Origin of the sequence: Alkalisalibacterium limincola (genome assembly GCF_008017755.1) — a bacterium.
In the GTDB taxonomy this organism is placed as follows: domain Bacteria; phylum Pseudomonadota; class Gammaproteobacteria; order Xanthomonadales; family Xanthomonadaceae; genus Alkalisalibacterium; species Alkalisalibacterium limincola.
The window spans coordinates 218,735-239,032 of the sequence record NZ_VRTS01000001.1 but is presented as its reverse complement, the minus strand read 5'-3'; the positions used below and the strand labels follow the sequence as shown (position 1 = coordinate 239,032).

14 protein-coding genes are annotated in these 20,298 nt (G+C 68.8%); 9 read left to right on the top strand and 5 right to left on the bottom strand.

Annotated features, from left to right (window positions below):
- Positions 1-113 precede the first annotated feature (113 nt).
- The 5 genes from infB (at position 114) to pnp (ending at position 6,724) form a co-directional block, all read left to right on the top strand.
- A complete protein-coding gene (infB, locus tag FU658_RS01045; RefSeq protein WP_147890409.1) occupies positions 114-2,729 on the top strand; it encodes a translation initiation factor IF-2 in 2,616 nt (871 codons plus the stop codon).
- 3 nt (positions 2,730-2,732) lie between these two features.
- Complete coding sequence (gene rbfA / locus FU658_RS01040; protein WP_147890408.1) at positions 2,733-3,176, top strand: 30S ribosome-binding factor RbfA; 444 nt, start codon at positions 2,733-2,735, stop codon at positions 3,174-3,176.
- A 43-nt stretch (positions 3,177-3,219) separates the two neighbouring features.
- Entirely contained in the window at positions 3,220-4,197 is a 978-nt protein-coding gene (gene truB / locus FU658_RS01035; RefSeq protein WP_147890407.1) for a tRNA pseudouridine(55) synthase TruB, read from the top strand.
- 141 nt (positions 4,198-4,338) lie between these two features.
- The gene (gene rpsO, locus FU658_RS01030) at positions 4,339-4,599 is read left to right on the top strand and encodes a 30S ribosomal protein S15 (RefSeq protein WP_147890406.1); all 261 of its coding nucleotides are present in this window, start codon (positions 4,339-4,341) and stop codon (positions 4,597-4,599) included.
- 22 nt (positions 4,600-4,621) lie between these two features.
- Complete coding sequence (pnp, locus tag FU658_RS01025; RefSeq protein ID WP_147890405.1) at positions 4,622-6,724, top strand: polyribonucleotide nucleotidyltransferase; 2,103 nt, start codon at positions 4,622-4,624, stop codon at positions 6,722-6,724.
- A 78-nt stretch (positions 6,725-6,802) separates the two neighbouring features.
- On the opposite strand, the gene FU658_RS01020 is transcribed toward pnp, so the two are convergent.
- Entirely contained in the window at positions 6,803-8,182 is a 1,380-nt protein-coding gene (locus FU658_RS01020) for a DUF1501 domain-containing protein (RefSeq protein WP_147890718.1), read from the bottom strand.
- A 10-nt stretch (positions 8,183-8,192) separates the two neighbouring features.
- Positions 8,193-10,031 (bottom strand): DUF1800 domain-containing protein, encoded by a 1,839-nt coding sequence (locus FU658_RS01015; protein WP_187265845.1) that lies wholly within the window; start codon positions 10,029-10,031, stop codon positions 8,193-8,195.
- Positions 10,032-10,127: 96 nt separating this feature from the next.
- Between FU658_RS01015 and FU658_RS01010 the strand changes: the two genes are divergently transcribed.
- Positions 10,128-11,873 (top strand): serine hydrolase domain-containing protein, encoded by a 1,746-nt coding sequence (locus FU658_RS01010; protein WP_187265844.1) that lies wholly within the window; start codon positions 10,128-10,130, stop codon positions 11,871-11,873.
- 3 nt (positions 11,874-11,876) lie between these two features.
- Here the strand turns inward: FU658_RS01010 and FU658_RS14615 are convergent, their stop codons facing one another.
- Both FU658_RS14615 and FU658_RS14610 read right to left on the bottom strand, forming a co-directional pair.
- Positions 11,877-12,470 carry a hypothetical protein gene (locus tag FU658_RS14615; RefSeq protein WP_222708329.1) on the bottom strand — a complete coding sequence of 198 codons (594 nt, stop codon included), beginning with the start codon at positions 12,468-12,470 and terminating at the stop codon, positions 11,877-11,879.
- Positions 12,404-13,189 (bottom strand): GntP family permease, encoded by a 786-nt coding sequence (locus FU658_RS14610; protein WP_222708328.1) that lies wholly within the window; start codon positions 13,187-13,189, stop codon positions 12,404-12,406. The genes FU658_RS14615 and FU658_RS14610 overlap by 67 nt, the downstream gene beginning before the upstream one ends.
- Before the next feature lie 146 nt (positions 13,190-13,335).
- Here FU658_RS14610 and FU658_RS01000 point away from each other — a divergent pair, with 146 nt between their 5' ends.
- The 3 genes from FU658_RS01000 to FU658_RS00990 all read left to right on the top strand — a co-directional run bounded on the left by FU658_RS01000 (position 13,336) and on the right by FU658_RS00990 (position 19,657).
- On the top strand, positions 13,336-15,534 hold the full coding sequence (locus tag FU658_RS01000; RefSeq protein WP_147890402.1) for a TonB-dependent receptor: 2,199 nt from the start codon (positions 13,336-13,338) through the stop codon (positions 15,532-15,534).
- A 183-nt stretch (positions 15,535-15,717) separates the two neighbouring features.
- Complete coding sequence (locus tag FU658_RS00995; protein WP_147890401.1) at positions 15,718-19,074, top strand: hybrid sensor histidine kinase/response regulator; 3,357 nt, start codon at positions 15,718-15,720, stop codon at positions 19,072-19,074.
- Between the two features lie 178 nt (positions 19,075-19,252).
- Positions 19,253-19,657, top strand: coding sequence for a cupin domain-containing protein (locus tag FU658_RS00990; protein WP_187265843.1), 405 nt, complete (start codon positions 19,253-19,255; stop codon positions 19,655-19,657).
- 10 nt (positions 19,658-19,667) lie between these two features.
- Here the strand turns inward: FU658_RS00990 and lepB are convergent, their stop codons facing one another.
- A complete protein-coding gene (gene lepB, locus FU658_RS00985; RefSeq protein WP_147890399.1) occupies positions 19,668-20,294 on the bottom strand; it encodes a signal peptidase I in 627 nt (208 codons plus the stop codon).
- Between the last annotated feature and the right edge of the window lie 4 nt (positions 20,295-20,298).

Here is a 20,298-nt window from a genome sequence, read left to right as displayed (position 1 = left end):
ACCGCTTTCGCCCGAGCGCAGTTCCCGCGCCCGCGCTACAATTGAACGCTTGAATCGGGTGCAGGTGCGCGAACGCCGCGCGCCGCTTACCGAACCCAGTTACAGGAAGCCCCATGTCCCAAACCACCATCCGCAAGTTGGCTGAACTCACCAATACCCCGGTCGAGCGCTTGCTCGAGCAGTTGGCCGAGGCCGGAATGAAGTTCGACGGCCCGGACCAGGTGGTCACCAGCACCGAAAAGGTCAAGCTGCTGGGCTTCCTGCGTCGCACGCACGGCAAGGAAGAGAAGGCCACCGAGTCGGCCCCGAAGCAGATCACGCTCAAGCGCCGCAAGGTGCAGGAGCTGACCGTCGGTGGCGGCAAGTCCAAGGCCACGGTCGCTGTGGAGGTCCGCCAGAAGCGCACCTACGTCAAGCGTGATGCCGTGGAGGAGACCGAAAGCTCCGAGCGCGACGATGCACTGCGCAAGCTGGAGGAATCGCGCCAGCAGCAGGAGGCCGAGGAGAACGCCCGCCTCGAGCTCGAGCGCAAGCGCGCCGAGGAGGCCAAGCAGGCCGAGGAAGAGGCCAAGCGCCGGATCGAGGAAGAGAAGAAGAAGGCCGAGGCCGAAGAGGCCGAACGCCTGGCCGTGGCCGCGGCCGAGCCGGGTCGCAAGGCCCTGCCGGCCGAAGGCGAGGAGCCCGTCGTCGTCGATGCCGCGGCCGCCGCCGCCAAGCCCAAGCCCGAAGTACGCCGTCGCGAGGAAGAGCGCGATGCGCGCCCGGCCCGTGGCCGCGTGACGCGTGAGCGCGCGCCTGAAAAGGATGACGGCCCCAAGCGTTACGTGGGTGGCCAGCTGCACCTCTCGGCGGCCGACCGCGCACGTCGTGGTGCCAATGCCGGCAAGCGCAAGGGACGTCGTGGTGCCGAGCCGTCGCGCCAGGGCAGCGGTGGTGCGCACGGCTTCTCCCGGCCGACCGCCCCGGTGGCGCGCGAGGTCGCGATCGGCGACACCATCGTCGTGTCCGACCTGGCCCAGAAGCTGGCGATCAAGGGCGCCGACGTGGTCAAGGCGATGTTCAAGATGGGCGTCATGGCGACCATCAACCAGGCCATCGACCACGACACCGCCGTGCTGGTGGTCGAGGAACTCGGCCACACCGCGGTGCGCGCCAGTGGCGAGGACGACGTCGAGCTGGCCCTGGCCGCGCATGCCGCCGCCGAGCAGGGCGACGCGCAGGTCCGCCCGCCGATCGTCACGATCATGGGCCATGTCGACCATGGCAAGACCTCGCTGCTCGACTACATCCGCCGCACCAAGGTGGCGGGTGGCGAAGCCGGTGGCATCACCCAGCACATCGGCGCCTACCATGTCGATACGCCCAAGGGCACCGTCAGCTTCCTCGACACCCCGGGCCATGCCGCCTTCACCTCGATGCGCGCCCGTGGCGCCAAGCTCACCGACATCGTCGTGCTGGTCGTGGCGGCCGATGACGGCGTGATGCCGCAGACGGTCGAGGCGGTCAAGCACGCCAAGGCCGCCGGCGTGCCGCTGATCGTGGCCGTGAACAAGATGGACAAGCCGGAGGCCAATCCGGACAACGTCAAGCAGGGCCTGGCAAACCACGACGTGATCCCCGAGGACTGGGGCGGCGACGTCCCGTTCGTGCCCGTGTCGGCCAAGGCCGGTACCGGCATCGACGACCTGATCGAGGCGATCCTGCTGCAGGCCGAGGTCATGGAGCTCACCGCGGTGACCGATGGCCGCGCCGCCGGAACCGTCGTGGAATCCACGCTCGACAAGGGCCGTGGCCCGGTCGCCACGGTGCTGGTGCAGTCGGGCACGCTCAAGAAGGGCGACTACCTGGTCTGCGGCATCCAGTACGGCCGCGTGCGGGCGCTGTTCGACGAAGTCGGCGCGCAGGTGGACCAGGCCGGTCCGTCGATCCCCGTGGTGGTCCTGGGCCTGTCGGGCGTGCCCGATTCCGGCGACGACTTCGTCGTGGTCGAGGACGAGCGCCTGGCCAAGGACGTGGCCCAGCAGCGCGAGGCCAAGCGCCGCGAGACCCGCCTGGTCTCCAAGGCCGGCAATCGCATGGAAGACGTCATGGCGCAGATGGGCCAGAGCGAGGTCCAGGCGCAGCTCAACCTCGTCATCAAGGCGGACGTGCACGGTTCCGTGCAGGCCCTGCAGGAGGCGCTTGAAGGCCTCTCCAACGAGATGATCAAGATCAACGTCATCTCCTCGGGCGTCGGTGGCATCACCGAGTCCGACGCGACCCTGGCCGCGGCCTCCAAGGCCGTGGTCATCGGCTTCAACGTCCGTGCCGACGCGACAGCCCGCAAGGTCATCGAGACCAGCGGTGTCGACCTGCGCTACTTCTCGATCATCTACGACGTGATCGACCAGGTGAAGCAGGTGGCGTCCGGCCTGCTGGGCGTGGAGATCCGCGAGGAGATCATCGGCATCGCCGAAGTGCGCGACGTGTTCCGCAGCTCCAAGTTCGGTGCCGTCGCCGGCTCGATCGTGGTCGAGGGCGTGGTCAAGCGCTCCAAGCCGATCCGCGTGCTGCGCGACAACGTCGTGGTGTTCGAGGGCGAGCTGGAGTCGCTGCGCCGGTTCAAGGAGAACGTCGAGGAGGTCAAGAACGGTACCGAGTGTGGTATCGCGGTCAAGGCCTACAACGACGTCAAGCCGGGCGACCAGATCGAGTGCTTCGAGCGCATCGAGGTTGCACGGACGCTCTGACCGATGCCAGGCCCGAAATCCTTCCAGCGCACCGATCGCGTCGCCGCCCAGCTGCGACGCGAGATCGGCACCCTCGTGCACGAGGCGGTCCGTGAACACGGCCTGCCCTCGGTGAGCGTGTCCGACGTCGAGGTGACGCGCGACATGTCGCACGCCAAGGTCTTCGTCACCGCGCTGCAGTCCGAGCGCTCCGCCGAGGCCGTGAAGGGGCTGAAGGAACTGGCGCGTGAGTTCCGCTTCCGGCTGGGCCGCATGCTGCGCATGCGCCACGTGCCGGAGCTGCATTTCCACTACGACGAGTCGGTCGACCGCGGCGAGCAGATCGAGAACCTGCTGCGCGAATCGGGCATCACCGACACCGTCGAGGCCGAGCGCCAGGCCGAGTCCGCGGCCGGCGACTCCGAACGCGACGACCCTGTGGCTGGCGACGACGACAAGCGCGGCTGAGTCCGAGCGCGTCCCGCCGGTCCGCGAGCCGTACCGGAACCCCATGAGTCCTCCCAGGCCCAAGCGCCCGCGCACCGTCTTCCGTGACATCCACGGCATCGTGCTGCTGGACAAGCCAGCGGGCATCAGTTCCAACCAGGCCCTGCAGCGTGTGCGCCACCTGTTGCGGGCCCGGAAGGGCGGCCATACCGGCGCGCTCGACCCGCTCGCCACCGGATTGTTGCCGATCTGCCTGGGCGAGGCCACCAAGCTGGCCGGGCATCTTCTGGGTGCCTGCAAGGCCTACGAGACGGTGGCCCGGCTGGGCCGCACCACCGACACCGCCGATGCCGATGGCACCGTGTTGGTCGAACGCCCCGTGCCGACGATCGAGGCGGCTGCGGTCGAAGCCGCGCTGGTAGCGCTGCGGGGGCGGATCATGCAGCGTCCCCCGGTCTACTCCGCGCTCAAGCAGGGCGGCGAACCGCTGTACGCGAAAGCCCGGCGCGGCGAGGCGATCGAGGTGCCCGAGCGCGAGGTCGAGGTTCACGGATTGCGTGTGCTGGAGAAGGGCCCAGACTGGCTGCGCCTCCACGTGGAATGCGGCTCCGGCACCTATGTCCGCAGCCTGGTGACCGATCTGGGCGAGTCCCTGGGCTGCGGTGCCCACGTCGAACAGCTGCGCAGGCTCTGGGTGGCCCCGTTCGACGCGCCATGCATGGTGACGATCGAGCAGCTCGAGGCGCTCGACGAGCCCGGCCGCGAGGCCTGGGTGTTGCCGCTCGAGTCCGGCCTGGCAGGGTGGCGCCGCGTAGTACTCGACCCCGGCCAGGCACGGCACCTGGGCCAGGGTCGCCCGGTGCCGCTGCCGGCCGAACCGCCCGGCGAGGTGGCCGTTTTCGACCAGGAGGGTGGCGCGCTGGGACTCGGATCCATCGACGCCTCGGCCACGCTTCGCCCCCGCCGCCTGTTCAGCTGGGCCAGCGTGCAGGACGCAAACGGGCGTGGGGATGAAGGCCCCCCGACCGGCGGCCCGCTTTAACGGGTTTTTCACCTTGTTGCCAGCCCGCGCGCCGGGCTACAATTGACGGGCTTTACCCAAAACTTTCCAATCCATCCGGCGAGCCAGGCGGTGCGTTGAGCTTTTCGACGTTCCTGCAGGTCTCGCGTCTACGAGGTTTTTATGTCCATCGATACCCAGCAGATTATTGAAGATTACAAGCGCGGCCCGAACGACACCGGCTCCCCGGAAGTCCAGGTGGCGCTGCTGTCGGCCCGCATCGAACTGCTGACCGGCCACTTCAAGACCCACAAGCTCGACCACCATGGCCGTCGCGGCCTCATCCGCCTGGTCAACCAGCGTCGCAGCCTGCTCAGCTACCTCAAGAGCAAGGACGCCGACCGCTACAAGACGCTCATCGAGCGCCTGGGCCTCCGTCGCTAAGCTCTTAGAGGATTATCAAAACGTGGCGAAAGTAACCAAGACATTTCAGTACGGCAACCACCAGGTAACGCTGGAGACGGGTGAAATCGCCCGCCAGGCCGGCGGTGCGGTCATCGTCAAGATGGGCGATACCGTCCTGCTCGTGACGGCGACGGCCAACAGGAACCTTCGCGAGGGGCTGGACTTCTTCCCCCTGACCGTGGACTACCAGGAGAAGTTCTACGCCGGCGGCCGCATCCCGGGTGGCTTCTTCAAGCGCGAAGGCCGCCTGACCGAGAAGGAGACGCTGATCTCGCGCCTGATCGATCGGCCGATCCGCCCGCTGTTCCCCGAAGGTTTCCGTCACGAGACGCAGGTCATCGCCACCGTGATGTCGATGAACCCGGAGATCGACGGCGACATCCCGGCCCTGATCGGTGCCTCCGCCGCCCTGCGCCTGGCCGGCGTGCCCTTCAACGGCCCGATCGGTGCCGCCAAGATCGGCTTCAAGGACGGCGAGTACCTGCTCAACCCGACGGCCACCGAACTGCTCGATTCCAAGCTGGAGCTGGTCGTGGCCGGCACCCGCGACGCGGTGCTGATGGTGGAGTCCGAGGCCGACCTGCTGTCCGAGGAGCAGATGCTCGGCGCGGTGATGTTCGGTCACAAGCAGTTGCAGACCGTCATCGACGCGATCGACGAGCTCGTCGCCGAGGCCGGTGCGAAGGACTTCCCGTGGACCGCGCCGGTGCAGGACACCAGCCTGGTCGACGCGATCAAGGGCGTGATCGGCAATCGCCTGTCCGACGCCTTCGAGATCCGCGTCAAGGCTGATCGCAAGGCCACCATTTCCGCGCTCAAGGACGAGGTGCTGGCCGCACTGGAGCCGCAGTTCGAGGCCAAGGGCTGGAACCCGAAGTCGGTCGGCAACGAGTTCGGCGAGCTCGAGTACGAGGCCATGCGCGCCAAGGTGCTCGACACCAAGGTCCGCATCGATGGCCGCGACCTGTCCACGGTCCGTCCGATCGCCTCGCGCACCAAGGTCATGCCGCGTACCCACGGCTCGGCGCTGTTCACCCGCGGCGAGACGCAGGCGATCGTGACCGTCACCCTGGGCACCGCCCGTGATGGCCAGATCATCGATGCCGTGTCCGGCGAGTACAAGGAACACTTCCTGTTCCACTACAACTTCCCGCCGTACTGCACCGGCGAGACCCGCCCGATGCTCGGCCCGAAGCGCCGCGAGATCGGCCATGGCCGCCTCGCCAAGCGCGGCGTGCTGGCGGTGATGCCGAAGATGGAGGATTTCCCGTACACCATCCGAGTGGTGTCGGAGATCACCGAGTCCAACGGTTCCTCGTCGATGGCGTCGGTCTGCGGCTCCTCGATGGCGCTGATGGACGCCGGCGTGCCGGTCAAGGCCCCGGTGGCGGGTATCGCCATGGGCCTGGTCAAGGAAGGCGAGAAGTTCGCCGTCCTGTCCGACATCCTGGGCGACGAGGATCACCTCGGTGACATGGACTTCAAGGTGGCCGGTACGCAGGAGGGCATCTCCGCCCTGCAGATGGACATCAAGATCCAGGGCATCACCGAAGAGATCATGAAGCTCGCGCTGGACCAGGCGAAGGACGGCCGCCTCCACATCCTCGGCGAGATGGCCAAGGCCATCGATTCGCCGAGCTCGGAGATGAGCGAGTTCGCCCCGCGCCTGCTGACGATCAAGATCCACCCGGACAAGATCCGCGAAGTGATCGGCAAGGGTGGCTCGACGATCCAGGCCATCACCAAGGAGACCGGCACCCAGATCGACATCCAGGACGACGGCACCATCGTCATCGCGTCGGTCAATGCCGCTGCCGCGAATGCCGCCAAGGAGCGTATCGAGCAGATCACCTCCGACGTCGAGCCGGGCCGCATCTACGAGGGCAAGGTCGCCAAGATCATGGACTTCGGTGCGTTCGTCACGATTGCCCCGGGCAAGGATGGCCTGGTCCACGTCTCGCAGATCTCCAACGATCGCGTCGAGAAGGTGGCCGATGTGCTCAAGGAAGGCGACATGGTCAAGGTCAAGGTGCTGGAGGTCGACAAGCAGGGCCGTATCCGCCTGTCGATGAAGGCCGTGACCGAGGAAGTCGGCGAGGCGTAAGCCCCCGGTTCCGCGACACGCGAAACGGGCCCTTCGGGGCCCGTTTTCGTTGGGTCTTCCCGTGGGGCGACGCGCCGGTCAGCGACGCAGTACGGTGCTCCGGGCTCCGCTGCCGGCTGCCCTGGATGCGGCGTTGGCGGCGGCACCGGACTGGACGATGCCGAGCGGGGCATAGGCCCAGCTCCCCGGGAACACCGCCGTGCGCTGGCCGTTGCCCATGCGTCGTTCCAGTATCTCCGCCAGCACGTTGCGCGAGTCGGTGGTCACCGGAATGTCACCGAAGGTCGGCGACAGCGTCTCGGGCGCCAGGCCGGGCCAGTTGCCATAGAACCGGCGGCCGTTGACCGGCCCCCCCAGGACCAGCATCGGGTTGCCATAGCCGTGGTCGGTGCCGCGGTTCCCGTTCTCGCGAACACGGCGTCCGAACTCCGACTGCAGCACCACGGTGGTCCGGCCGATGTGGCCGCTGGCGGCAAGGTACTCGTGGAACGCGGCGATCGCGGCGGACAGTTCGGCGATCTTGTTCTGGTAGTAGTGGTAGCCGGTTCCCGCCGTGCCCTGGCCGTCGTGGGTGTCCCAGCCACCGATGTCCACCGCGGCATAGCGAAGCCCCATCTCGAACCGGATCGACTGGGCGATGGTGAACAGCTGGCGCGCGAAGGTCGTGGTCGGATATCCCGCCGGCGGATTGGACTGGTAGCCCAGCGCCTCGACGGTCGTCAGCGACAGGTGTGCACGCTGGCCGGCCCGTTGCAGGGGCTGGGGGCCCGCCCATTGTTCGGCCAGGACCTCGTTGAACCCGCGCAGCCCGGCGGGCGAGTCCACGCGCGTGCGTTGCCAGGCGTGGGCGCCCCGGTTGAGCGAGAAGTCTCCCGGGCTGGCCATCGTGATCGCATCATTCGCACCCAGCAGGCTGTTGGGGGTGTTGGCACCCACGGCCAGGGCCGGAAGGACATCGGGACCGCCGAACGCGGCGTCGGTCTGCCACGCTCGCGTCATCCACCCCTGGCCGGTGGCGGTCTGGCCGGGCGTGCCCAGCTCGGTGTAGAGCTGGGCGTCGAAATGGCTGCGCGAGGCCACCGTGGACAGGCCGCAGGCGTGGACCACCGCCATGCGCTGGTCCAGCCAGATGTCGTGCAGCCCGGAAGCGGAAGGGTGCAATCCGAAGCCACTGGCCACGCCCCCCGCCAGGCTCAGGGGCAGGGCGGCGAAGGCGCCCGAGGTGGCGATCCTCAGCGTGGGCCGCGCCTCCTCGTAGTGGCCCCGGTCGGCGCCGTCGAGCGGTACGACGAGGTTGAGCCCGTCGATCCCGCCACGCAGGTAGATCACGACAAGGGTGTCGTTCTCCGCGTTCGCATCCGGCGCGCCATAGGCGAGGCGTATGCCACCGGCGCCGACCAGGGCGGCGGCGCCGCAGGCCTTGATGAAGCCACGTCGGGTGAGGGTCATCGCATTCATCGTCGGTCCCTCAACGCTCGAAGAATTCAGGGGAAGCCAGCAGCAGCGACACCAACGTCCGCAGGCGCTGGTGGTTGTAGTGGCGCTTGAGGTCGCCCGCCGCCCAACTGTCGGTGTCGGTGATCACGTAGGTCCGCGGGTCGCCGTTCTGCGCCATGAACTGCAGCAGCGACTGGCGTCGCGATGAGGCAAGCGGTCGCCGGAGGATGCGGGCGGTCCAGAAGTCCACCAGTGCGCTGGCGGTCCAGTTGGGCACCTGGCTTCGACTGATCGCGACCACCGGCAGGATCGGCGCCTCGCCGTCCTGGCGTTCGGGCAGGTGGTTGAGGACCCGCCAGCTCATCGCCAGTGCATTGCTGCCGTTCCAGGCCGAGGCGGTGTCGGGATAGCCGTTGGGTGCCGGCCAGGCGAAGGGCGCGTGGCCGGTGAAGCCGTACAGCCACATCAGGTCGTTGGACGCCGGGTTGCCCAGGCGCATCGTGAAGTCGGTACCGATCGCGCGCATCGCGGCGACGACCACTTCGAACGGTCGGCGCTGCTTGTGTCCCCACGCCTGGAGGAAGTGCTCGGAGCCCAGGATGTGGCGGAGCACGCGCGCGATCTGGTCCGGGCTGCGCCAATGCTGGCGGAACACCTGGGCCGCACTGTTCACCAGTGCCTCGGGGGGCGTGTCGGCGACGAGCCGGCGCACCAGCTTGCGGCACACGAAGCGCGCCGTGCCCGGGTGGCTGGCCAGGCGGTCAAGCACGTCGTGCCCGTCCTGCAACGCCGGCTGTTCGGGATACAGGAACATCCCCAGTACGAACTTCGGGCCCTGGTCGTGCCAGGCCGCACGGTAGACGAAAGTGCCGTCGTTCTCGCCGGGGTACTGCCAGTGCCCGTTGCGCGCGCTCCAGCCGGTGAAGGCGGCAGCGGTCTCGTAGACGTCGATGTCGGTATAGCCGACCGGATAGTTCGGGTCGATGGGGTCGGGCGGCACTTCGAACGGGTTCATCAGGCCCAGGTAGTTCTCGGCACCCAGGGTGTGCAGCTCCAGGAGCTCGCGGGCGAAGTTCTCGTTGGGACCGTTGCGCGTGTTGGAGATGTTGTCCAGGTAGTACAGCATTGCCGTGGATCGGGCGACCGCCTCGAGCATGTCGCGGAAGTTGCCCATCGCATTGGCGCGGATCACGTCGCGGTCGTAGTGCACCAGCACCGGGCCGATGGAAAAGTCGGTGCCGAACACGTTGAAGTGGTTGTGCCAGAACTCCACCATCAGCTCACGCAGCTGTCGGCGTGAGTGGACCGCTCGCACGAAGGCGGCCCGCTGGGTTTCGAAAGCCGGTTGCATTCGCAGGGTGTAGGACGGGTCGTTGCGGACATGGTCGGACCACAGCTGGGGCAGGCTCTTGCCCAGGGTCTGGTATCCACCCGCCGCCAGTCGCGCCTCGACCGCGCCGTCGTCGATCGAAGCCCAGTCGAGCTGGCGCTCGATCCAGGCCTGCAAGCGCGCGGCATCGCTGCCGCCCCCGGCCGTGAAATCCGCCAGGTCCTGGGGGCTGTGTCCGTAACCCATCTTCGCCAGCACCCGCACGGCAAGCGGCGCGCTGCTGCCCTCGCGCATGCGCGGGTCAGCCCGAATCCGGGGGGGCGGGTGCCCGGGCCCGGGCGAGGTGCCGTCGCGGGGAATCCGCCCGGGCGGCGTGGGGCCCGGAGGGGGCGGTGCCGGCGGGGGCAGTGTGCCGTCGCGGGGAATGTAGCCCTGCAGGGGCGAGGAGACGGCGGTGGCGGTGACGTCCACACCCGGATGTCGTTCCTGCCAGGCCTGCACGAGCCGGTCACGCCAGACCGGGCTGAGGTCCACGTCCATGCCGCTGCTCCCCGAATGGCGTCGATGCGCTGCCACCTTGCACGGGGCTTTCATGTGCCCGGTGGCCTACTCGTGCTTTATGCCCCGGAACCGATGATGCGTACAAGTGTCCTGCTGTGGTGCGCGCTGGCCCTGCCTTTCCAGGCCGGAGGCGCGCCGGACACCGGTCAAGTGCTGGACTCCGCGACGCTCGAACAGCTCGAGCGCGAGGCCGGCGCGATCGTGCGTCGCGGCCGGCATGTCGGTTTCGGGATCAGCCTGCTGGTCGATGACCGGGTCGTGTGGACAGGCACCTGGGGCGAGGCGGAGCGGGGCAGGGGCCTGCCCTTCGACAGTGCGCGCCCCATGCCTCTCGGAGAGCTGGGCGAGCTCTACCTGGCCGGCTTGGCCCTGCGCCTGGAGCACGCGGGAGCGCTCGACCTGGAAGCCCCGCTGTACGGCGCGGACATCGACGACCGGGGACTGGGCGAGGCAGTGCCCAACATCCGCCAGGTGCTGAGCCATCATTCCGGCGTGATCGGTGTGCGACTCAACGGAATGTACGTCGAGGCCAGCGACGTGGACGGCAAGGGAGCGATGGAGTTGCCACCGCTGTACCTGCTCGACCGTCCCGGAGTTTCCGCCTCGCGTTCCACCCTCGCGGTCGAGTGGGTTGCCCGCCACATGGCGCGGCAGCAGGGCCTGTCGGTGGCCGCCCTGATGGAGCGCGAGGTCACCGGTCCGCTTGGACTCGCGCCCTTGCTGCACGCCGGGGACGTGACCGGCCCGCTGTACTCGCGCGGCCGCGAGGAACCGGCGCGCGTCGCCCGGGAGCGCTCGGCCCTGGGCCTGGCCTCGAGCCTGGACCAGCTGGCCGCCTATGTGGCGGCCGTGCTTCCCGACGCCCGGCCCGACTGGCTGCCGCAGGCCTCGCTGGATCGTCTCTACCAGGCGCAGAACCGCGAGGCCCGGCCCGACCTCGGGCAGCGCTCCGCGCTGGCCTTCCAGCTCGAGGGCGACCCGCGCCCCGGCGTGGGCCCGGTGGCCCGTCTGGCGTCGAACTTCCCCGCCAGCCACGCCAGCGTGCGGGTTTCACCGCAGCACCGGGTGGCGGTGGTTGCGATGGCGAACTTCGGCGAGGCGGACCGCGCGCTCGAGGACCTGCTCGACCACGCGTTCGACGCTCTGCTGGCATCGCGCCTGCCCGGGCTGGCCCAACGTCCCTCCCGCGAGCAGCTGCCATCCCGCCTGCCGCTCCCGGAGGGGCTGCAGCCGGACGTGCCCGCGGCACGCTATGCCTCCTTCGGCGGGCTGGTCGAGGTGGAGGACGTGGACGGGGTGCTCGACGTACGCTGGCTGGGGTGGCGGTTCTCGGGCGAGCCGCGCGGGGATGGCTGGTTCCGGCCACGTCTGCGCGTGCTGCGCATCCCGCTCGGGCTGCAGGCGCTGGACCGCATCGCGATCAGGCCCGTGCGCGATGGCGACCGGCGGCTCCTGCTCGTGCAGGGTAGCCGCGGCCGGAGCTTCATCATCGGTTCGGCACTGGAGGACGCAAGTTCGGGGCCCGATGCCGCCCGCTGGGCTGGGACCTACCGCATCGAGCAGGACGACGCGCTGCTCGAGCGTGGTCGCGTCCGCGAGGTGGACCTGGTGCACGAGGACGACCTGCTGCGCCTTCAGTTCACCGCGCGCGGTGGGCCGATCCGTGCGTCACTGGACATGCCCCTGGTTCCCGAGGGGGGCGGCTACTACCGCATACCCGGGCTCGGCCCGGGACTTGGCGACCGGATGCGCTTCGAGGAGCGCAATGGCAGCCCGCCCCGCGTGCATTTCTCCGGCTACAGCGCGGTGCGGGTCGAGTAGCGGCTACATCCCGAGCGCGAACAGCACCAGGCACAGGGCCAGTCCCAGTCCCGGCACCACGACGGTCAGGATCGCCATGGGCCCGTAGGCGGCCTTGTGGGTCTCGTTGCAGATCGCGCGGATCGTGGTGACCACGTAGCCGTTGTGCGGCATCGAGTCGAGCACGCCCGAGGAGATCGCGACGGAACGGTGCAACTGGTTGGCATCCACGCCCGAGGCGAGGAAGCCCGGTGCCAGCAGGGGCAGCGCGATGGCCTGGCCGCCCGACGCCGAACCGGTCATCGCCGCGATCAGGCTGACGGCGATCGCCGCCGTGGCCACGCCGGCATTGGGCAGCGCGGTCAGCCAGTCGACCGCGCCCATGAACGCCGGAGCGGCCTTGGCTACGGCGCCGAAGCCGACCACGGCCGCGGTGTTGCCGATCGCGATCAACGCGCCGGTGCTGCCTTCGGCGAGGGCGCGGTTGCTGTCGCGCTTGAACCGCCAGCACATCACGACGGTGCCCATGCAGCCGGCCAGCAGCGCGAGGATCAGCGCCGAAGTGCCCAGCGTGTCGTGGAACGCGAACGAGACCAGCAGCACCAGCGCAGGCCCCACCAGCGCCTTCCACGGTGCCGGCAGTGACTCGCGGGTCTCGGTCGGGTCGCCGTCGCGCGCCTGGAAGCCTTCGCCACGCGCCGCGGCGCGGCGCAGCATCCATACCAGCCACCAGTAGCCCAGTCCCGCCATGAAGATCGCGGTGACCAGGCTGGCCTGCCAGGCGCCCAGGGCGAGGTTCCGAGGTACTGGATCGGGATCCAGTTCTGGATCTCCGGCGAACCCGCCGAGGTCATCGTGAAGGTGACCGAACCGAAGGCCAGCGTGGCCGGTATGAAGCGCCGCGGCAGGTCGGCCACGCGGAACAGCGCCAGGGCGGTGGGGTAGACCGAGAACGCGACCACGAACAGGCTCACGCCGCCGTAGGTCAGGATCGCGCAGGCCAGCACCACCGCCAGTGCCGCGCGCTTGGGGCCGATATGCGAGATCACCCAGCGCGCGACCGAATCCGCGGCACCGGTGTCCTCCATCAGCTTCCCGAAGATCGACCCGAGCAGGAACATGAAGAACCAGGCCGCCACGAAGCTTGTGAACCCGCTCATGTAGGCGCTCACCAGGTCGCCCTGGCCCTCGGCGGCCAGCGGTGGCAGCAGCGGCAGGCCGCTGGTGAGCGCGACGATGAGTGCGCACAGCGGCGTGGCGATGAACAGGTTCATGCCCCGGATCGTCAGGACGATCAACAGGACGAGGGCACCGATGAGCCCGATCAGGCTGAGCATGGAGTTCCTTGCGGCGGTGAAACGTCGCGGTCGAGTATCCCGGTCGCTCCCGGCGGCCGGCACTGTACTTACGTACAAGTGTTAAGCGGCCTTCACACGCCTAGTCTTCGTGGCAATCCGAACACCACGCATCGCAAGGGGAGCCCATGAAGCGCACGTCACTGAGTCTTTCGATCCACGTCGCCCTCGGGCTGGCACTGGGCCTGGCAGCTGCCGCCTCCGCCCAGGCCCAGGAGCAGGACGCACCCGAGACCGGGGCCTCCGCCACGCGGCTCGACGCCATCGCGGTGACCGCGCGTCGCCGCGAGGAAACACTCCAGGACGTGCCCGTCGCGGTGACGGCGTTCACCCCGGAGGTGCTCGACACCTTCGACATCAACGACATGGGCGATATCGGCGTGCACGTGCCGAACCTGACCGTCTACGCCGCACGTGGCTCGTCCTCGACCATCACCGCCTACATCCGCGGCGTGGGCCAGGCCGACCCGCTGTGGGGCGTGGATCCCGGCGTCGGCATCTACCTCGACGACGTCTACATCGCCCGTCCCCAGGGCGCGTTGCTGGACGTGTTCGACGTCGCCGGCGTGGAGGTGCTGCGCGGCCCGCAAGGCACGCTGTACGGCAAGAACACGATTGGCGGCGCGATCAAGTACATCTCGCGGCCGCTGCCCACGCAGCCCGAGGGCTACGGCAAGCTGACGCTCGGCAACTACAACCAGGCGGACTTCCAGGGGGCGGTCGGCGGGCCGGTCAACGAGGTGGTGCGCGCCCGGCTGGCGGTCGCCTCGCTCAACCGCGACGGCTTCGGCGAGAACATCGTCACCGGCCAGGACGTGAGCGACAAGAGCATCTTCGCGACCCGCTTCAGCATCGGCCTGTTCCCCAGCGACACCTTCGACGTGCAGCTCTCGGCCGACTACATGGACGACGGCAGCGGCGTGCGTGGCTCCAAGATGCTGGCGGCGAACCCGTTCTCGCCGACCGAGCTGCCGCTCGACAGCCGCTACGACGTGCGCAGCGGCATGCCCAACATCAACGACACCACGATGTCGGGTGCCAGCGTGACGGCCTCCTGGTATCCGGGCAACGCCTGGAGCTTCAAGTCGATCACCGCCCACCGCGAGTCCGACACCGAGACCAACATCGACTTCGACAACCTGCAGGCCACCCTGGCGGACGTGAAGGCGTTCTACAGCGACAGCCAGTTCAGCCAGGAACTGCAGGCGAGCTACGACGCCGGCGGCGCGCACCGTGGCGTCATGGGCATCTACTATTTTGATGGCAAGGCCGGCGGCCAGGTGCTCAACAATTTCTTCGGGCTGCTCTTCGGCGACACCCAGGGCGAGGTCGAGACCGAGAGCGTGGCGGTGTACGGCGACTGGATCTTCGACCTGGGCGATCGCTGGAGCCTCAACGCCGGCCTGCGCTGGACCGAGGAGACCAAGCGCGCGGACGTGCTCAACCGCGGCTACTCCGACGCCACCTACACCACCCCGATCGCGGTGGTCGCGGACTTCAACGACTCGCTGAAGATCTCCAACTTCTCGCCCAAGCTCTCGCTCGACTACCGCGTCACCGACGACATCCTGCTCTACGGCGTCCTCTCGCGCGGCTTCAAGTCCGGTGGCTTCAACATCCGCGCCCAGACCGTGGCGGTGCCGCGTTCGGCGGAGCCGTTCGCCGACGAGAAGGTCGACAGCTTCGAGATCGGCTCGAAGATGGCGTTCATGGACAACCGCGCCTTCCTCAACCTGGCCTACTTCTACAACAAGTACCAGGACATCCAGCTCTCGACCTTCACCGCCTACGACTCCAACGGCGATGGCGTCGAGGACGCGTTCTTCGGCGACTTCACCAACGCCGGCAAGGGCACCGTGCAGGGCGTGGAGGTCGAGTACCAGATCCTGCCGACCGAGCGCTTCTCCATTACCGGTAACCTCGCCTTCCTCGACGCGAAGTACGACGAGTACATCTTCCAGGGCGTCGATATCTCGGGATCGCAGAAGTTCACCAATGCCCCGGAGTTCTCCGGTGCGCTCAACCTCCAGTACAGCCTGCCGCTGGCGGCCGGCGGCGAGCTTCGCTTCCGCGGCACCTACAGCTACCAGTCCGAGGTCATCCCGACCACCGACCTGAGCCCTGCGATCACCCAGTCCGGTTACGGGCTGCTGGGGGCTGGCGTCATCTGGGACACCGGACGCGACTGGCAGTTCGCGCTGCAGGGCAGCAACCTGACCGACAGGGAATACCGCACCACGGGCTACAACATCCCCGCGCTCGGTGTCCTGACCGGCTTCTACGGCGCGCCGCGCCAGGTCAGCCTGTCGGCCCGCTATTCGTTCTGAGGGTCCACGCCCGTTTGAGGCGGCATCCGTGCCGCGTTTCCCCACCGGGCCGATCCATCGGCCCGGTGTTTTCTTTTCCGCACCCGCCGCCGGAAACGGCCCGCTCCCGCGTCCGTCGCGTATGCTCTGGCCGGATCGGGCGGCGTGCCCGGGCAGGGCGCGGAGGATTGGCCAGGGGCCGGGATGTTGACTGACACGATGGTCATCGCCGCAGGCTTGCTGTGGCTGGGTCTGCTGTTCGCCGCCGCGGTCTGGGGCGAGCGACGCGCCGACCTGTTCGCCGGTCGCTGGGCCTGGGTCTATGGCCTGTCGTTGGCGGTGCACTGCACCTCCTGGACCTTCTACGGCACGGTCACCCAGGCGACCCGCTCGGGCTGGCCGATCCCGCCGACCTTCATCGGCGCGATCATGCTCTACGTGTTCGGCTTGGGCCTGCTGCTCAAGCTGGTGCGGCTTGCCCGCGAGCACAACTCGACCTCGCTTGCCGACCTGGTCGCCACGCGGCTGGGCCGCGACAGCTGGCTGGCGGCGGTAATCACGCTGGTGGCGGTGCTGGGCATGCTTCCCTACATCGCGTTGCAGCTGCAGGCGGTGGCGATGAGTTACGGCCTGCTCACGCGCGCATCGGAGCTGTCGCCGCCGCCGTGGCAGGACAGCGCGCTCTACGTGGCCCTGGCCATGGGCGCGTTCGCCGTGCTGTTCGGCACGCGCAGCGCATCGGCGGCCGAGCACAACCGGGGCATGGTGCTGGCGATCGCCGTGGAGTCCATCCTGAAGCTGGGCGCGATGCTGGCCCTGGGATGGTTCGTCTGGTTCGGCCTCGACATTGCACCCGAGGCGGTCGCGGCGGCGGCCGCGGCGGCGCCTGAGCGCGTCACCCAGGGATTCATCCCGTTGATCGTCCTCGGCGCGCTGGCGATGTTCATGCTGCCGCACCAGTTCCATGTCGGGATCGTGGAATGCCGCAATCCCGCCCACCTGCGGACCGCGCGCTGGCTCTTCCCCGTCTACCTGGTGCTGATCTCACTGCCGATCCTGCCGCTGGCCCGTGCCGGTGACGCGTTGCTGGGCCCGCTGGGCGTGCCGTCTGACCTCTACGTGCTGGCCCTGCCATTGGCCGAAGGCCGCGAGGGCCTGGCCCTGGTGGCGTTCCTGGGCGGACTGAGCGCCGCCACGGGCATGGTGATCATCGGCACCCTGGCGCTGAGCCTGATGGTGGGCAACCACTGGCTGGCGCCCCTGCTGGTGCGCAGCGGCTGGGCCCGCCAGTCCGGCCGCAACCTGCGCGGCGACGTGCTGGTGCAGCGCCGTTTCGTCATCTTCGCCCTGGTGCTCCTGGCCTGGGGCTACAGCCGTGCGATCGGCGGCAGCGAGGCCCTGGCCGACATCGGTGCGATCTCGTTTTCGTCCCTGGCCACGATCGCACCGGCGGTCGCGTTCGCGATCTGGCGTCCGCTCACGCCGCCCCGGGCGGTCCTGGCCGGCGTGGTGGCCGGCGTGGTGGTGTGGTGCTGGGCGCTGTTGCTGCCGGCGTACCTCGACGCGACTGGGACCTCGCCGGCCTGGCTGGCGGAAGGTCCGCTGGGTTTGGCCTGGCTGGCGCCCGACCAGCTGGCCGGGCTGACCGGCTGGGGCAGGCTGGGGCGGGCCGTGACCCTGAGCATCGTGGCCAGCGTCGTCGCGACGCTGCTGTGGGCGAGCTGGCGCGGCACGCCCAAGCGCGGCGCATCGGGCCAGCTGGATGCGCGGGTGCTCAGGGACGTGGGCGCCCGCTTCCTTCCGCCGGGGCGCGTGGAAGCCTTGCTCGACCCGGTGGCACCGGGTCCGGTGACGCCGGAGGTGCAGGCCCGGGTGGAGCGCGAGCTGTCGGCAGTGCTGGGTGCCGCCTCTTCGCGACTGCTGCTGGATGCCGCGCGACGCGAGGACAGTGGCGATCTGGACACCGTGGCCACCATCGTGGGCGAGGCATCGCAGGCCCTGCGCTTCAACCAGCGGGTGCTGGAGGCGGCGCTGGAAAACATGAGCCAGGGCATCAGCGTGGTTGATCGCGAACTGCGACTGGTGGCCTGGAACAGTCGCTATGCGGAACTGTTCGGCTTTCCGGACGAATTGCTCCGGGTCGGGCGGCCGGTGGCCGAACTGGCCGCCCATGCGCTGCAACGCCACCAGCCCGGCGACGACATCGCCGGCCACGTGGAGAAGCGTCTCTCGCACATGCGTGCGGGCACGCCCCATTTGTCGGAACGCCGCTTTCCCGATGGCACCATCGTCGAGATCCGCGGCAACCCGATGCCCGGCGGCGGCTTCGTGGCGACGTTCACCGACGTCACCGCGTTCCGCCATGCCGAATCGGAGCTCAAGCTGGTGGCCGAGACCCTGGAACAGCGGGTCGGGGAGCGCACCGCCGAGCTCGCCCGCGCCAGTGTCGCCGCCGAGCGTGCGAACCAGGCCAAGAGCCGTTTCCTGGCGGCGGTCAGCCACGATCTCGCACAGCCCATCAATGCCGCGCGCTTGTTTACCCATGCGCTTGGGCAACAGTCCAGCACGGCCGAGCAGGCCGATGCGGTCCGGCATGTGGATGGCGCGCTGGGTTCCGCTGAAGGCCTCCTGTCGGGACTGCTCGACATCAGCCGCCTCGACGCCGGCGGAATGAATCCCAGGGTGCAGGCCTTCGGGCTGGACGAGGTGCTGCAGCACCTGGCTGCGGAGTTCGGCGTGCTTGCGCGCGAGAAGGGGCTGGAGCTGCGTTGCGTGCAGAGCCGGGCGTGGATCCGCAGTGATCCGCAACTGCTGCGACGGGTGCTGCAGAACTTCCTCGCCAACGCCGTGCGCTACACGCAGCACGGCCGGATCCTGCTGGGGGTGCGCAGACAGGGGGGGCGCCTGCTGCTGCAGGTATGGGATACCGGGCCCGGCATCGCCGAGGCCGACCAGGGCTTGATCTTCGAGGAATTCCGTCGCCTGGCGCGTGGCGGGCAGGGCCTGGGCCTGGGCCTGGCCATTGCCGAGCGAATCGCACGCCTGCTGAGGCACCCGATCCGGCTGCGCTCGAATGTCGGGAAGGGAACGGTGTTCGAGATCGAGGTGCCGCGCACCGATCCGGTGGTGCGACCACAGCCGCGAACGAGCGACCCTGCCGATGCCCCGCCGATGGCCCGCGTGCTGGTCGTCGACAACGACCCCGGCGTGCTGGCCGGGATGCGTGCGCTGCTGCACGGGTGGGGCTGCGAGGTTCTGGCTGCCGCAGAGGGGGATGCCGCGCTGTCACTGGCCGGCCAGCAGCGGCCCGACCTCGTGTTGCTGGACTACCATCTGGATGACGACCAGACGGGACTGGATGTGCTGGCACGCCTCAGGGGCGAGCTGGGCCATCTCGATGCCATCCTGATCACCGCCGATCACAGCCAGGCCGTTCGTGATGCCGCCGTGGCCGCCGGCTGCCAACTGCTGCACAAGCCGCTCAAGCCGTTGGCGCTCAGGTCGATGATGGGTCGCCTGCTGCGCGCCTCCCGCGGCACCCAGTCGATGGGCGCGGGCTGACCGCCATCGCCCGGGTTGCTGGCCGGATTCCAGGGTTCCTGCGTTGGACAGGACATGCGTATGCACTGATCCGCCGACGTCCGTCGTACAGGAGGCCACCATGCGTTCGCTCATACTGATATCCGTCACCGCAGCCGCTCTCGCAACGGGGCAGGCGCGCGCCCAGGACACGGAGCCCGTGAATGGCCAGGCCCGGGCGTTGGCGTGGGCCCACGACGATCCGTCGCTGGAGTGGGGGCCGTGCCCGGAGTTCCTGCCGGAGGGCTGCGCGCTGGTGGTGCTGCACGGCGACCCCGACGGCAGCGATGCCGATATCTTCTTCCGGGTCCCCGGGGGAGCTTCCATCGCGCGACACAGGCACACGGCGGCCGAGCGCATGACGCTGGTCTCAGGGAGGCTTCGCATCACCTACGACGGGCACGATCCGATCGATCTCACGCCAGGGATGTACGCCTACGGCCCGGCGGGACTTCCGCATGAAGGCGAGTGCGCGCCGGGTCCCGATTGCGTGCTGTTCATCGCCTTCGACGGTCCGGTGGATGCGATCGAGGTCGAGGGCGGGGACGCCGGACACGGTCCCTGAGGCGCCAGCTTCAAAGCGGTCTCCAGACGAAGCCCTCGTTGCGCCGGTAGTACACGCGGGTGGCGCGGCCGTACAACTCGCTGGTTGCGATCAGGCCGTAGTAGCGGCTGTCCACGCTGTTGCCGCGGTAGTCGCCAAGGACCAGCACGTGGCCTTCCGGGACCTGCATGCGCATGATGTCGGGGCCGCCCCCGCGGTCGAGCTTGATGCGCACCTCCCGATCGCCGAAGTGCTCTGTGTCCGCGCGCACCTCTCCGGCGAGCCGCTGGCCATTGATGCTCAGGCTGCCCCTGAACAACTCCACCTGGTCGCCCGCCACCGCAACGACACGCTTGATCATCAGCACGCCATCGCTGGGGGAGTCGAAGATCGCGACATCGCCCGGTCGTGGCGGTGAAGCAGTGAAGGGCCGGATCTTGGTGAAGGGCAGGCGCAGGCCATAGGCCGACATGTCCACCAGGACCCGGTCGCCGGGCTCGAGCGTCGGCTCCATGGAACTGGAGGGCACGTGGTAGTGGTTGGCGAACGAGGAGCGCGCCGCGCCCAGGAGCAGCAGCAGCAGGAGCAGCGGCAGGATCTCGTTGCGCACCCAGCGGCGTTGCGGCGGGGAGGGGGCGCCCGGGGCGGTGCCTGCCATTGCC